This window comes from Actinomadura sp. K4S16 (assembly GCF_008327685.1).
GTDB lineage: Bacteria > Actinomycetota > Actinomycetes > Streptosporangiales > Streptosporangiaceae > Spirillospora.
This window is the reverse complement of record NZ_BDDE01000014.1, coordinates 591,345-604,677: the sequence shown is the minus strand read 5'-3', so window position 1 is coordinate 604,677 and position 13,333 is coordinate 591,345. Positions and strand designations below refer to the sequence as shown.

Below are 13,333 nucleotides of genomic sequence, written 5' to 3'. Positions count from 1 at the left end.
GCGCGAACTCGCCGACGACACGCTCGCCTGGTTCGACGGCCCTGCGTGGGCCCAACGGGATCGTCGTTGAGGCGATGCCGCCGGGCGTCGCGGTGACGGGCCGGGTCCCGTCTCAATGATCCGGCGCCGCCTCGGCCGGCCGCCCGTAGAGGGTGGTGGTCCAGGCGTTGGTGAGGACGTCGACGAGGGTGTCCTCGTCGTCGAAGGGCGGGATCCCGGCCGCGGCCAGATAGTAGAGCCGCTCGCCGTGCCAGGTCAGTGACGCGGCGATGGCGCGCACGTTCATCCCGGCGAGTCGTTCCATGGCCTGCGGGTCGGACCGGATACGCGTCACGGCGGCTTCGGTGAAGAGGTCCATCTGTTCGAGCCAGAGAGCTCGCAGGTCCGCGTCGGAGGCCCAGTTCTCCACGATCGCCGTGAGGACGCCCGCGTTGTCGCGCCACAGCCGGGCGCCTTCCCGCGTCCCCGCTCGCAGCGCGGTGATCGGGTCCTGCCGTCCGCCGGTCCAGGGATCGGCGGCCTGCCGGCCCTGCGCCACGGCCCGTCGTACCAGCTCGGCCAGCACGGCCTGCTTGTTGGGGAAGTAGAAGTAGAAGCTGGCGCGGGACACCCCGGCGGCGGTCAGGACGTCGGCGACGCTGAGGCTGTCGAACCGGCGCTCCCGCAGCAGCTCGCGCGTCGCCGACAGGATCTGCTCCCGGGTTCGGCCGGAGGCGGGCGGCGTGTCCGATCGGCGAGCGGGCGGGGTGGAGCGCTTGGCGGCCATTTTAAGATCATACGCCATGTCTATACGCTATGTCCGTACAACGTGTATGGTCCGCTCCATGGCAGATATCGCGATTCATCTGGTCGTCACCGATCCCGACCGGGCGGCCGTCTGGTACGCCGAGGCGTTGGGCGCACGCGAGACGAGCCGCATAACCCTTCCCGGCGGGCCGACGCTGACCGTCGAACTGCGGCTCGGCGACACCGTCCTGGCGGTGGCGGGAGAGATGCCCGAACGCGGCATGCGCGCACCGGCCGTCCTCGGTGGCACCCCCGCCGCGCTGCATGTCGACGTCTCCGACGTCGACGCGGCATGGGCGCGGGCGACGGCGGCCGGTGCCACGGTCTTCGAGCCGGTGCACGACGCGTTCTGGGGTGATCGCACCGGCCAGTTCCTTGATCCGTTCGGGCACCGGTGGGCGCTGGACCAGCACGTGCGCGACGTGCCGCACGAGGAGGTCGTCGCGCGGGCCGCGCAGATGTTCTCCGGGTCGGAGGAGGCATGAGGTACCGCACGCTGGGCGCCAGCGGCCTACGGGTCTCCGAGGCGATCCTGGGTGCGATGACCTTCGGCGAACAGGGCGGAGTGGGCGCGCCCCTGCCCGAGTGCCGCCGGATGCTCGACCAGTACGCCGAAGCCGGCGGAAACATGATCGACACCGCGGTGAACTACCGCGACGGGGCCAGCGAGGACTTCCTCGGCGAACTCCTGGAAGGCCGGCGGGACTCGTTCGTGCTCGGCACCAAGTACACCGTCTCCCGCGACCGCAATGATCCGAACGCGGCCGGCAACCAGCGCAAGAATCTGCGCGCATCGCTGGAGACCAGCCTGCGCCGGCTGCGCACCGACTACCTCGACGTGTACTGGGTGCACATGTGGGACCGGCACACGCCGGTCGAGGAGACAATGCGCGCGCTCGACGACGCGGTCCAGGCCGGCAAGGTGCTGTACGTGGGGATCTCCGATGCCCCCGCCTGGGTCGTCGCGCACGCCAACACGCTGGCCCAGTGCCGCAGCTGGAGCCGGTTCATCGCTCTGCAGGTCCCCTACAGCCTGCTGAAGCGCGATATCGAACGAGACCTGCTGCCGATGGCCGAGATGCTCGGACTCGGCGTCACGGCCTGGAGCCCGCTGGCCGGCGGGGTGCTGTCGGGAAAGTACACCCGATCGGGGACCTCCGGCGGCCGGCTCGCCGGCGCACCCCTCTCGGACGGCGACCACGCCGTCGCCCGCGTTGTCGGAGAGGCCGCCGACGAGCTCGGAGCCACGCCGGCGCAGGTGGCGATCGCTTGGACGATGAGCCGTTCGCCCATCGTCCAGCCCATCATCGGGGCGCGCACCAGTGATCAGCTGCGCGAGAACCTCGCCGCCGTCGACCTCGCCCTCCCGCCCGAGATCGTCACTCGCCTGACCGAGGCCACCGAGTTCACGCCCGGTTTCCCGAACGACTTCATCGCCGAGACCTCTCCATGGGTCTTCGGCTCCGCCTTCACCGCCCTTGCCTCGTCCCACGCGTCCTCCCCGTGAGGCGGGCCGAAACATGATCATGCTCGGCGCGCGGTGATGCCGGGCGGCGGCGGGCCGCCCGGCAGTGCACCGGCGTTGCGAATCAGGTCAGCGGGGTGCTGGACAGGACGCGGCGCAGGACGCTCCAGGAGAGGTCGGAGTGGGTCGTGAACTTGTCCCGCTCCTGGTTGTCCTCGCGGATGTAGTCGAAGACGTTGCGGTTGTGGCTCTCGCCGTCGTTGATCTCGATGGCGGTCTCGTCGGGGTTGAGGTACACGTGGAAGCTGGCGCCGAACTCGTCGGTGGAGTTCACGAAGCCCGGGCCGGTGGTGCCGTCGCCGCCGTCCATGGGGCAGAACACCCGGTGCACGGCGTAGGTCTCCTTGGTGAGCCAGGCGCACTGCCCCGGGGTGAGGGTGACCAGGCCGAGCTTGGTGGCGTCCCAGTCCAGGTCGTCGTAGAGCATGACGTCGAGCTGGCCGGCGAGGCAGAAGACGATCCCGGACGTGTGCCCGTGGGAGTGGATGGGCGAGTAGTGCTGCGCCGGCCAGATCTCCAGCACCACCGGTGAGCCGATGTCGCCTTCGGTGTCGTCGAGGCTGTCGAGGTGCCCGTGTTCGGTCGCCAGATGGTCGAAGTCTCCCCGGCCGGTGCAGGCGACGCGGATGTAGGGCGGGTGCGAGTCGTCCTTGTCGTTCTTCTTCAGCAGGATCCGGCGCAGGAGCCCCATGTCCTCGTCGCTCTCGGAGGGGGCAAGGTGCTTGCGCATCGCCTCCACCTCCCACGCGGAGAGCCGCAGGTCCGCGGCCTTCCGCGCCAGGTCCATCACCGCGGGCGGGATCATCAGCTGCCGGTTGTACTCGTCGAACGACGTCGCCTGCCCGATCACCGGCGACGGGACGGCCCGCGCGCCCTGCAGGCGCAGTCGCCGCTCCTCTTCCTTGGTGATGTGGAAGGGGTACGCCCCCTCGACCTCGTCGAGGGTGTCGGCGGAGTGCGTGGCGTTGGTCATGATCATGACGGACTCCTGTCGCGGGGGGCTTGGTCCACCGGGACCACTCGATGCGGCACGAGCCTTCCACCGCCCCAAAAGCCCGAACAATCACCACCACAACCATGTATATGTCACTAGGAGTAATCATGTGGAAGCGTTAGGGAAAGACCGGGCGACCGGCGTTCCGGAGCGGTCCTCGCCGACTGGCGGCCGGGGCGCAGCGGGCCGGACGACCTCACCGCGGACCCGGCCGCGGCGCGTCAGCGCCGTCCGGTGACGGCGCGCTCCTCCTGTTCGAGGATCTCCACGAGCGGTATGTCGTCGTAGTTGGTCAGGACGACGCCGACCCAGCCGGTGTCGGGGTAGATGTTCCAGTTGGCGCCGCTGCCGGCGGTGCCGCCGCCGCGCCCGAACTGCCACTGGCCGTTGACGATGCGCATCGGCCCCGTGTAGCCCTCGAAAGACGCGTCGGCGGAGGCCGCCCGGCGGCCCCCGCCGTTCTCCTGCGGAGCCAGGGGGTACTTGGCCCCGGTGAGCAGGTCGGCGTAGGGCCGGTCCAGCACTTTGCCTTCCTGCAGGGCCTGCGCGAACCGGACCAGGTCGCGCGCGGTGGCGAAGCCGTCGTCGCTCGCGTAGCCGATGAAGGCGCGGCCCGGGTTCTTGCCTGCTATCTCCGGCTGCACGCTGCCCTTGTCCAGGTTGCGGACGGCGTCCACCCGGCCCCCGTCGGCCTGCCGCATGTACGAGTGCGCGATGTGCTCGTCGGCGAGCCATTGCGGCCTGGTGTAGAACCCCGAGCCGCTCATGCCGCAGCGCGCGAAGATGTGCTCGTGCACGTAGTCCCAGTAGGTCATGCCAGTCACGGCCTCCACGATCTGGGCGGCCATGGAGAGCCCGACGCCCCCGCCCGCGATGTGGCCCTGGTTGGCCGAGCCGGGCGGGACCACCAGCCTCGCCTGCCGGATCCACTGCCGGTTGAACTCGTGCACTTCCTCCTTGCCGTTGAAGACGCGGCGCAGGTCCAGTTCCGGGGCGTCCATCCCGCCGGAGGTGGTGAGCAGATGGTGGATCGTCACCCGCTCCGCGATCTCCTTGTCGATGCCCGTCAGGTGGGCGCCCACCGTGTCCGCCAGATTCACCTTGCCCTGCTGTGCCAGCTGCAGGACGGCCACCGCCAGGAACGGCTGGATCGCTGAGGAGAGGTTGACCGCGATGCCCTCGTGGTTGCGGACCCCTCTCTCCTTGTCGGCCATGCCGTAGCTGCGCGACAGCACCGTCCGTCCCCGGTGCGACAGGAGCACCACGCCGGAGAACTTGTCCTCGGCGGCCAGGTTCGCGACGAACCGGTCGTAGGCCCCGCCGGGCCGAGTGGCCGGCGGGATGTCGGAGGCGGCCGGGGCCTCGTCGGCGTGGCCGCTTCGGGCGTCTGCCAGCGGCGCGCCGGCCGCCACCACGCCGGCGGCCGCCAGCCCGCCCCATCCGAGCAGCCGCCGCCGGTCCATCCCGGGTGCGGAATCCGAGCCCATGATCACGCCTTTCCCCTGCTCGACGAACCGGCCTTGGATGCGCTGTGTTTCATGCCTCCACTGAAGTCGGGGGCCTGTTGCGGTGGCGTATGCGGTTCTCGATACGCCCGCGATATGCGGCATCAAGGCATCGAGGAATCGGCGCAAGCCGACGGCGGGACCGCTGCCGATCGTCGGGACGGCCCGGCGGGCGGCTTCCAGGGCCGGCGTGCCGGTCACCGGGGGCGGCAGTGGCGGCCTGTTCGCAGGTTCGTCGTGGCGTTGGCGATGACGGTGTCGAGGCGGTCCCGTGTGCCCGCCAGATCGGTGATCTGCCGGTCGATGCGGTCCCGTTCGACCGAGAGGCGGTCGAGCAGTTCCGGTGTGGCCTCGCCGTCCACGACGCACGGCAGCAGGTCCCGGATCGACCTGCTCGCCAGCCCGGCGGCGTACAGACGCTGTGAGGGTCTCCGCGCCGGTGACCGGAAGCGAACTGCCCCTCGTCGTCTTCTCGCACGGCTTCGGCTCGTCGCTGGACGGCTACGGGCCTCTGGCCGACTTCTGGGCCGCGCACGGCTTCGTGGTCGTGCAGCCCACCCACCTCGACTCCAGGACGGTGGGCCTTCCCCAGGACGATCCCCGCACTCCGCGGCTCTGGCGGTTTCGCGCCGAGGACATGAAGCGTGTCCTCGACCGGCTCGATCTGCTGGAAGCCGCCGTGCCCGGTCTCAGCGGCCGTCTCGACCGCGGCCGCATCGCCGCCGCCGGGCACTCCTTCGGCGGCCAGACGGCGGGCAACCTGCTGGGCCTGCGCGTCCTCGATCCGGGAGGCGGACGGGGCGAGGACCTCTCCGATCCGCGGATCACGGCGGGGGTGCTGCTCGCCACGGCCGGAAGGGGCGGAGCGGACCTGACGCCGTTCGCGGCCGAGCACTTCCCGTTCATGGACCCCGACTCCGCGGACATGACCACGCCGGCCCTCGTGGTCGCCGGTGAGAACGACGACTCCCCGCTGTCGGTCCGGGGACCGGAGTGGCTCGCCGACCCGTACTTCCTGAGCCCGGGGCCCAAGAGCCTGCTCACCCTGTCCGGGGCCGAACACTCGCTCGGCGGGATCGCCGGCTACGAGGTCCGGGAGACGACGGACGAGAACCCCGAACGGGTCGCCCTGATCCAGCGGGTCACCTGGGCCTACCTTCGCCATGCGCTCGGCGTCGACGACGCGGGTTGGACCGCGGCGCAGAAGGCCTTGGCGGACGGCGCGAACCCCATGGGCCGCCTCGAATCCAAGTGAAGCGCTGAGGACCCGGTCACCGCCGTTCGCGTCATCGGACGGCCAGGTCGAAGCGGTCCTTGAGGCCGGTGAGGCGTTCGAGGGGTTCGTTGGCGAACACGAGCCGCAGGTAGTGCGTTCCGCTGGGGCCCCAGCCGTCCATGGGGGTGGCCGCGGTCTTCGCCCGGTGGAAGAGGCGCCGGGACAGCTCGGCGGCGGTCAGATCCAGGGGCCTCGTGTCGATGAGGAGTGACCAGCCGCCGTGCGGCCGGATGACCGGGTGGCCGGCGAGCTGGTCCAGGACCCGCTCGCAGCGCCGCTGCCATTCGGCGGTGGCGGCGGCGACGTCGGCCTCGGCGTCGGGCGCGTCCAGCGCGGCGGCCACGGCGTTCTGGGCGAGGCCGACCTGGCAGACGACGTTGGTCAGGCCGACCATGCGGATGTCGGCGACGATCGGGGCCGGGCCCACGACCCAGCCGACGCGCCAGCCGATGAGCCGCAGCTCCTTCGAGGCCGAGCCGACGGTGATGGTGCGCGCCGCCAGGCCGTCGTGGGCCGCGGGGTGGCTGGGAGGACGGCCGTCGAAGCGGATGCGCTCCATGGCCGCGTCATAGATCAGCCAGGCGTCGTGGCGCTCGCAGGCGCCGGCGAGGGCGGACCAGTGGCGGTCGTCCAGGACGAGGCCCGTCGGCATCGCCGGGCCCATCATCAGGACCGCCGCCGTCTCGGGGCCGACGGCACCGGCGAGCCGTTCGGCGTCGATGGTCCAGCCGTCCGCGGTGGGCTCCGCGGGGACGAACCGCGGAACGCCGCCCGCCAGCCGCACCCTGTTGACCAGACCGGCGTAGATGGGGTCGCACAACACGACCTCCTGCCCTGGTTCCACCGTCGCCAGCAGCGTGTTGAGGATGCCGTTGAGCCCGCCGGCCACGCTGACGCACTCGGTGGCGGGGTCGTAGTGACGTCCCGCGATTCGTCCCACGTGCGCCGCGGCGGCCTCGCGAAGGGAGCGGTGCCCCTGGAACGGCAGATAGCTGTTGGCCGCGTCGTCGTCGACGGCCGCATGCGTGGCGGCGAGGGCGACGGCGGGCGGCCGGAGGTCGGTGTCGAGGTTCTCCAGCCGCAGGAACTCCGGGTCGTTCACGGCGTCGGCCGCGTCACCGACGGCGTCCACGCCGATGCCCGGGATGTCGCGCAACCGCGTCACCGTCATGACCGCCTCCACCGTCGTTCAGTTTCACTGGTACAGACATACCACTATGCTGATACGCATGGATTCTGCGCAAGTGGTGGGGCGGAACGTGCACCGGCTGCGGACGGCGGCGGGGATATCGCTGGCCGACCTGGCGTCCGCCAGCGGCATCAGCAAGACCACGCTGCACGGCATCGAACAGGGCCAGGGCAACCCGACCCTGAGCACCCTGTGGGCCATGGCCACCGCGCTGAAGGCGTCCCTCGGCGAACTGCTGGAAGCGCCCCCCTCGACGCTGGAGGTGGTCCGCGCCGGTGACCGGCGGCCGCGGGTCGAGGGCGACGCGGTCAGCGCGCGCCTCCTCCACCGCATCAGGCTGCGCGGCACCGTGGAGGTCTACGACATCGCCATCGCCGAGAGCACCCAGCACTCCGACGCCCACCTGCCCGGTGTGGAGGAATGCCTCGTGCTCACCCGGGGACGCGTCACCACGGGCCCGGCCGCGTCCCCCACCGACCTGTCCGAAGGCGATTCCATCCGGTTCGACGCCGCCCACCCGCACCTGTACCGAGGTCACACCGCGGACGCCCGCGCCGTCCTCCTGATGATCCACCCCGAGAACTGACGCACGACCCCGGCGCCAAGACCACCGCACGAGTGGTCCGCGCCGAGGCCGGTTGGCCATCACGTCCTCTGGTCGGCGGCACACGCGCAGCGCAACGGCAACCCGCGCGAAGCTTGATGGGCGCTCCGGGGGACGGGGTACGGAGATGGCATGACGTCGGTAGAGCGACTTTCACCTCCCCTGTTCGACGGCGACCTGGTGTTCGGGGGCCCGGCCCTTGAGGCCGCGGCGGACGACTTCGGGCATCTCGTCCGGCGGGAGCCGCTGGCGGTGGTCAGGCCGCGCACGGCGGCGGACGTCGTCCGCGCGACCCGATGGGCCGCCGAGCGGGGATGGAAGATCGCGCCCCGCGGGGAAGGGCACTCCCTCTACGGCCGGGCGCAGGTGGACGGCGGCATCGTCGTCGACATGAGCGGGCTGAACGGCGTCCACGACCTCGGCGAGGACCAGGTGGCCGTGGACGCCGGCGCGACATGGCGCTCGGTCCTGGCCGGGACGCTGCCGCGCGGGCTCACGCCGCCGGTGCTGACCAACTTCCTCGACCTGTCGGTGGGCGGCACCCTGTCGGTCGGCGGGCTCGGCGGCACGACCCACCGGTACGGGCTCCAGACCGACCAGGTGCTCGAACTGGAGGTGGTCACCGGCGACGGGCGGCTCCTGACGTGCTCGGCGCACGAACGGACCGACCTGTTCGACGCGGTGCGCGCCGGGCTGGGCCAGTTCGGGACCATCACCCGTGCGCGCCTCGCCCTCATGCCCGCACCCGAACGGGTCCGCCGCTACACCCTCGCCTATCCGGACCTCGCGGGCCTGGTGCGCGACCAGCGGCTGGTCGTCGAGGACGGCCGGGCGGAGCACCTGCAAGGAGCGATCCTCGCCGGAGGCGCGGGCCGGCAGTACCAGCTGGAGATGGTCGTCTTCGCCCGGGACGGCGAGCTGCCGCCCGACGCCGAGGTGCTCGCCGGTCTCACCGACGACCGGGCAGGGGGACGCGTGGAAGAGCAGTCCTACTGGGAGTACGCGCTGTCCTTCGACGCCCTGGAGTCGGCCCTGCGTTCGACCGGTCAATGGTCGAACCCCCATCCCTGGCTGCTCACCGTCCTGCCGGGCTCCACCGCGGAACGGATCGCGGGCGACATCCTGGGCACCCTCACCGCGGACGACCTGGGCGAGTACGGCCGGGTGACGTTCTATCCGATCCCGACCGGCCGGATCACGACGCCGTTCCTCCGCCTCCCTGCCGAGGAGACGGTGTTCCCGTTCAACCTCGTCCGGTTCCCCGTGGATGATGATCCAGCGCAGGCCGAGCGGATGGTGACGCAGAACCGCGTGCTCTACGACCGGGTGCGTGCGGCGGGCGGCGTGCTCTACCCGGTCAGCGGGTTCCCCTTCACGCCCGACGACTGGCGCGACCACTTCGGCGAGCGGTGGCCCGCCTTCCGTTCCGCCAAGGAGCGGTTCGACCCCGGTCGCGTTCTGACGCCAGGCCAGGGCGTCTTCGCGGCCGCCCCGTCGCCGTGACCGGGTGGCGCCGGCTCTCGTAAGGACCGGCGCCCCGGAGACCGCGGGCAGGGGTCAGTCCTTGCCGGCGGAGGGCTTGAGCCGGTACGACAGCAGCACGATGCCGGAGTCGAACGTCCGGGTCTCGACGACGTCGAACATGGCGTGGGTGTCCTGCCGGAAGAGCAGCCCCTCCTCGTCGGCCTTCCCGACGAAGAACGGGTGGACCCAGAGCCGGAGCTCGTCGAGCAGTCCGTGCCGCATCAGGGTGTGGGAGAGGCGGCCGAACCCGTACAGGAGGATGTCCCCGCCGGGCTGCTCCTTCAGGCGGGAGATCTCGCCGACCACGTCGCCGCCGATGACGACGGAGTTGTCCCAGTCGGCCTTCTCGAGGGTGGACGAGACGACGTACTTCGTCACCGCGTTCATCTTGTCGGTGTAGGGGTCGCCGGACCGCCCCTTCCACACCGAGGCGAAGCTGTCGTAGGTATGCCGGCCCAGGAGGACGCCGTCGCAGCCGAGCAGCAGCTCCGTCTGCGCGCCGGAGTCGCCGCCCCCGAGGGACGGCCAGTCCTGCGGGTCCTGGATGACACCGTCGATCGAGACGAACGCGGAGTTGATGATGCGTCGCACGTGATTCTCCGATCCGGGACGTGTGGGTGATCGCCGTATGCCGCAAGTCTCCGGGGCGGGCGGGCGCCGGGACATCCGTGCCGCCACGGAGACGGCACGGAAGCCGCCACCGGAGTTCTCCGGATTGGTAAGACTGGCGTGATGACCCCCCAGCGTCCGGTCCAGGTGTCCAAACGTGAGGCGGAGGTCCTCGCGGCGCTCGGCGAGCGGCTGTCGAACGTCCAGATCGCCGGCAGGCTCCACATCTCCGTGCGGACCGTCGAGAGCCACATCTCCTCGCTCCTGCGCAAGTACGGCGCGGCCGACCGGTGGGAGCTGGCGGAGGAGTCGCGGCGGGGGACGCCCCCGCCGGGGCACATCGCCGGCCTGCCGGCCGCGCGGACCACGTTCCTCGGGCGCGCCGAGGAGATCGCGACGGTGCTCGGCCTGCTGGAGGGCGAGCGGCTGGTCACCCTCCTCGGCGCCGGCGGGATCGGCAAGACGCGGCTGGCGGCGGCGGCCGCGGAGGCGGCCGCGCCCGCGTTCCCGCTCGGCGGCGCGTTCGTCGACCTGGTGCCGGTCGCCGAGGGGTTCGTCGCGCAGGCGGCGGCGTCCGCGCTCGGCGTGACCCAGCGGCCCGGCCAGGCGCTGGAGGACGCCATCGCCCGCCGCCTCGCGCGGGGCCGGACACTGCTGGTCCTGGACAACTGCGAGCATCTCCTCGACGCCGCCGCCGAGTTCGCCGACCGGCTGCTGACGGCCTGCCCCACCCTGACCGTCCTGGCCACGAGCCGCGAGCGCGTCGGCGTGCAGGGCGAGCGGACCGTTCCCGTCCCGCCGCTACCCACGGGCTCCGACGCCGAACGGCTCTTCCTGGACCGCGCCGCCGCGGCCGATCCGGGGTTCACGGCCGCCCGCGCGGACGTCGCCGAGATCTGCCGCCGGCTGGACGGGATGCCGCTGGCGATCGAGCTCGCGGCGGCGCGCGGCGCGTCCCTCGGGGCGGGCGGGCTGCTGTCGGCGCTGGACGACGTGCTGCGGCTGCTGGCCGGAGGGCGCGGGCCGGTGGAGCGGCACCGGTCCCTGCGCGCGGTCATCCGCTGGAGCCACGACCTGCTGACCGAGGACGAGAAGGACCTGTTCGAGTGCCTTTCGGTATTCGTCGGCGGGTTCGACCTGGCGGCCGCGGGCGCCGTCTTCCCCGGCCTCGGCGCTGGGGCGGTCGCCGACCTGCTCGGGCGGCTGGTCGACAAGAGCCTCGTCGTCCGGACCGCGGAGGGCCGGTGGCGCATGCTGGAGACCGTCCGCGCGTTCGCCGCGGAGCGGCTGGTCGCCGGGGCCGCGCGGGGGGTCGTCCGCCGGCGGTACCTGGGATGGGCCGCGGACACCGCCGACGAACTCGAAGGCCTGCTGGACGGCGATTGGCGCGCCCGCTTCGACGCCGTCGCCGACGACCTGCGCGCGGCGCTCGCGGGTGCGCCGCCGGGCCGGGCGGAGGTGCCGCACCGCCTCGCCCGGTCGCTGGGGCATCTCACCTATGCCCGCCGGTTCCTCGACGAGGCGCCCGGCCATTACCGGGAGGCGGCCCGGCGGGCACCGACCCCGAACGAGGCGGCGCTCGATCTGCGGGACGCCGCGGACGCCGCGCACGCCCTGATCGAGACCGGACGGGCCTTCGACCTCCTGCTGGAGTCGGCGGAGCAGTCCCGCAGTGCGGGTGACGGCGACGGCGAGGCGGTGACCCTTGCCTTCGCCGTCGTGACCGCCGAGCGGCACCCTTCCGGATTCGACACCGAGATCCCCCACGAGCGCCTGCGGGGACTGCTGGCACGGGCCCGCGCCGCCGGGGACGCCCGCGACCGGGTCGTGGCGGCGCATGTCGCCGCGGCCAGGGCGTGGAACCACGGCGCCGAGAAGGTGACCCCGGACCCGTCCCTGGCCGAGGACGCGTTGGCCGCCGCCAGGGCCACCGGCGACCCGGTCCTGCTGTCGGCCGCGCTGGACGCGTCCGGCATCGCCGCCCTGACCGAGGGCCGGTTCCGGGCGGCGCACCGGATCGCCGCCGAACGCGTCGGCCTGCTCCCGGCGATGCCGCGCGACGTCCCGTACACCGCCCCGGAGATCACCGACACGTACCACATGGCCACGGCCTGCGCCGTCGCGGCCGGCGACCTGCCCGCGGCCCTGTCGGCGGCCCGGCTCGCCGCGTCCGACGACCTCATCGGCGACCGGTCGCCCGTCGCGATGAGCACCCTCGTCCAGGCGCTGGTCCTCATGGGCGACCTCGACGGGGCGCTGTCGCAAGCGGGCACGCTGTGGGACGCCTGCGAGGACGCCGGAAGCCCGCTCGCGTGGACGGCGCCCTCGGTCGCCGCCGTCGCCCTGGCCCACGGACTCCTCGGCGACGAGGACGGCCTCCGGCTGTGGCGCGCCCGCGCGGAACGGATCGCCGGGGACGCCCGGTCCCGCTACCTGGCCTCCTACGCGGCGTTCGTCGACGCCCGGACCGCTTTGCGGGCCGTTCGGACCGAAGAGGCTCCGGCCCTGGTGGAACGGGCTTTCGCCGCGTTCCCGCCCCAGGACTGGTACCGGGGGTACGCGCGCGCGGCCGGGGCCGAACTCGCCGTCGCCGCCGGCCTGCCCGACGCCCCGGAGCGCCTGGCCGCCGCGTCGGACGCCGCCGCGGAGAACGAGTGGGCCGCCGCCTGCCTCGCCCGCGCCTCCGGGCGCCTCCACCGCGACACCGGTGAACTCACCGGCTCGGCCCGCGCATGGGAGCGCGTCGGCGCCCGCCACGAACACGCCTGCACCCTCGCCCTGATCGAGGACCTGCGCGCCGACCCCTGAGCCTCGCGGGCGCGGCCGGGATCTCAGGTGGGAGCGCGCGGATGCTGGGTAGCGCGACTGCATGGACAGGATGACGCGCGGGCTGGTCGCCGGAGCGGCTGGGACCACCGCACTCAACATGGTGACCTATCTCGATATGGCCCTCCGGGGGCGGCCGGCCAGCAGCACGCCCGAGCAGAGCGTGGAGAAGCTGGCCGACGCCGCCGGGGTCGACCTGGGCGAAGGGGAGAAGGCCGAGAACCGCAAGGCCGGGCTCGGCCCGATGCTCGGCTTCGGCACGGGCCTCGGCGCCGGGCTGGTCTACGGCCTGCTGGCGGGACGCCGGCGCCTCCCGCGGCCGGTCGGGACGGCCGTCCTGACCGGGCTGGCCATGGCCGGATCGAGCGTCCCGATGACCGCCCTCGGCCTGACCGACCCCCGCGAGTGGTCGGCGTCGGACTGGGCGTCCGACGCCGTCCCCCACCTGGCGTACGGCGCGGTGGCCGCCCTCGTCTACGACGCGCTCAACTAGTC

The 13,333-nt window shown here is 72.5% G+C and carries 13 protein-coding genes; 7 read left to right on the top strand and 6 right to left on the bottom strand.

Annotation, left to right across the window (positions count from 1 at the left end):
- Positions 1–112 precede the first annotated feature (112 nt).
- Positions 113–784: a TetR/AcrR family transcriptional regulator gene (locus K4S16_RS21235; protein ID WP_200842000.1), complete on the bottom strand. Its 672-nt coding sequence runs from the start codon at positions 782–784 to the stop codon at positions 113–115.
- 40 nt (positions 785–824) lie between these two features.
- Here K4S16_RS21235 and K4S16_RS21230 point away from each other — a divergent pair, with 40 nt between their 5' ends.
- Together K4S16_RS21230 and K4S16_RS21225 are read left to right on the top strand one after the other, a co-directional pair.
- Positions 825–1,271: a VOC family protein gene (locus K4S16_RS21230; protein ID WP_149260708.1), complete on the top strand. Its 447-nt coding sequence runs from the start codon at positions 825–827 to the stop codon at positions 1,269–1,271.
- The gene (locus tag K4S16_RS21225) at positions 1,268–2,293 is read left to right on the top strand and encodes an aldo/keto reductase (RefSeq protein ID WP_149260707.1); all 1,026 of its coding nucleotides are present in this window, start codon (positions 1,268–1,270) and stop codon (positions 2,291–2,293) included. The genes K4S16_RS21230 and K4S16_RS21225 overlap by 4 nt, the downstream gene beginning before the upstream one ends.
- A gap of 82 nt (positions 2,294–2,375) precedes the next feature.
- Here K4S16_RS21225 and K4S16_RS21220 read toward each other — a convergent pair whose 3' ends face one another.
- From K4S16_RS21220 to K4S16_RS21210, 3 genes are all read right to left on the bottom strand, one after another.
- A complete protein-coding gene (locus tag K4S16_RS21220; protein WP_149260706.1) occupies positions 2,376–3,290 on the bottom strand; it encodes a hypothetical protein in 915 nt (304 codons plus the stop codon).
- Between the two features lie 236 nt (positions 3,291–3,526).
- The gene (locus K4S16_RS21215) at positions 3,527–4,792 is read right to left on the bottom strand and encodes a serine hydrolase (protein WP_149260705.1); all 1,266 of its coding nucleotides are present in this window, start codon (positions 4,790–4,792) and stop codon (positions 3,527–3,529) included.
- Between the two features lie 215 nt (positions 4,793–5,007).
- Complete coding sequence (locus tag K4S16_RS21210; RefSeq protein WP_200841999.1) at positions 5,008–5,172, bottom strand: hypothetical protein; 165 nt, start codon at positions 5,170–5,172, stop codon at positions 5,008–5,010.
- Here K4S16_RS21210 and K4S16_RS21205 point away from each other — a divergent pair.
- On the top strand, positions 5,154–6,065 hold the full coding sequence (locus tag K4S16_RS21205) for a chlorophyllase (protein ID WP_149260704.1): 912 nt from the start codon (positions 5,154–5,156) through the stop codon (positions 6,063–6,065). The genes K4S16_RS21210 and K4S16_RS21205 overlap by 19 nt on opposite strands.
- Before the next feature lie 31 nt (positions 6,066–6,096).
- Here the strand turns inward: K4S16_RS21205 and K4S16_RS21200 are convergent, their stop codons facing one another.
- Positions 6,097–7,257, bottom strand: a complete 1,161-nt coding sequence (locus K4S16_RS21200; protein WP_149260703.1) for a pyridoxal phosphate-dependent aminotransferase — start codon at positions 7,255–7,257, stop codon at positions 6,097–6,099.
- Positions 7,258–7,315: 58 nt separating this feature from the next.
- On the opposite strand from K4S16_RS21200, the gene K4S16_RS21195 reads away from it, so the two are divergent.
- Positions 7,316–7,861: a helix-turn-helix domain-containing protein gene (locus K4S16_RS21195; RefSeq protein ID WP_149260702.1), complete on the top strand. Its 546-nt coding sequence runs from the start codon at positions 7,316–7,318 to the stop codon at positions 7,859–7,861.
- 150 nt (positions 7,862–8,011) lie between these two features.
- Positions 8,012–9,382: an FAD-binding protein gene (locus tag K4S16_RS21190; RefSeq protein ID WP_149260701.1), complete on the top strand. Its 1,371-nt coding sequence runs from the start codon at positions 8,012–8,014 to the stop codon at positions 9,380–9,382.
- A 54-nt stretch (positions 9,383–9,436) separates the two neighbouring features.
- Here K4S16_RS21190 and K4S16_RS21185 read toward each other — a convergent pair whose 3' ends face one another.
- Positions 9,437–9,994, bottom strand: coding sequence for a dihydrofolate reductase family protein (locus K4S16_RS21185; RefSeq protein ID WP_149260700.1), 558 nt, complete (start codon positions 9,992–9,994; stop codon positions 9,437–9,439).
- 141 nt (positions 9,995–10,135) lie between these two features.
- On the opposite strand from K4S16_RS21185, the gene K4S16_RS21180 reads away from it, so the two are divergent.
- Complete coding sequence (locus K4S16_RS21180; RefSeq protein WP_149260699.1) at positions 10,136–12,820, top strand: LuxR C-terminal-related transcriptional regulator; 2,685 nt, start codon at positions 10,136–10,138, stop codon at positions 12,818–12,820.
- A gap of 61 nt (positions 12,821–12,881) precedes the next feature.
- Positions 12,882–13,331: a hypothetical protein gene (locus K4S16_RS21175; RefSeq protein ID WP_149260698.1), complete on the top strand. Its 450-nt coding sequence runs from the start codon at positions 12,882–12,884 to the stop codon at positions 13,329–13,331.
- Positions 13,332–13,333: the final 2 nt, after the last annotated feature.

What these genes read in the sequence shown, in the direction of transcription:
- K4S16_RS21235 (WP_200842000.1), bottom strand. Translation starts at nt 784, where the DNA reads ATGGCGTATGATCTTAAAATGGCCGCCAAGCGCTCCACCCCGCCCGCT.
- K4S16_RS21230 (WP_149260708.1), top strand. Translation starts at nt 825, where the DNA reads ATGGCAGATATCGCGATTCATCTGGTCGTCACCGATCCCGACCGGGCG.
- K4S16_RS21225 (WP_149260707.1), top strand. Translation starts at nt 1,268, where the DNA reads ATGAGGTACCGCACGCTGGGCGCCAGCGGCCTACGGGTCTCCGAGGCG.
- K4S16_RS21220 (WP_149260706.1), bottom strand. Translation starts at nt 3,290, where the DNA reads ATGATCATGACCAACGCCACGCACTCCGCCGACACCCTCGACGAGGTC.
- K4S16_RS21215 (WP_149260705.1), bottom strand. Translation starts at nt 4,792, where the DNA reads ATGGGCTCGGATTCCGCACCCGGGATGGACCGGCGGCGGCTGCTCGGA.
- K4S16_RS21200 (WP_149260703.1), bottom strand. Translation starts at nt 7,257, where the DNA reads ATGACGGTGACGCGGTTGCGCGACATCCCGGGCATCGGCGTGGACGCC.
- K4S16_RS21195 (WP_149260702.1), top strand. Translation starts at nt 7,316, where the DNA reads ATGGATTCTGCGCAAGTGGTGGGGCGGAACGTGCACCGGCTGCGGACG.
- K4S16_RS21190 (WP_149260701.1), top strand. Translation starts at nt 8,012, where the DNA reads ATGACGTCGGTAGAGCGACTTTCACCTCCCCTGTTCGACGGCGACCTG.
- K4S16_RS21180 (WP_149260699.1), top strand. Translation starts at nt 10,136, where the DNA reads ATGACCCCCCAGCGTCCGGTCCAGGTGTCCAAACGTGAGGCGGAGGTC.
- K4S16_RS21175 (WP_149260698.1), top strand. Translation starts at nt 12,882, where the DNA reads ATGGACAGGATGACGCGCGGGCTGGTCGCCGGAGCGGCTGGGACCACC.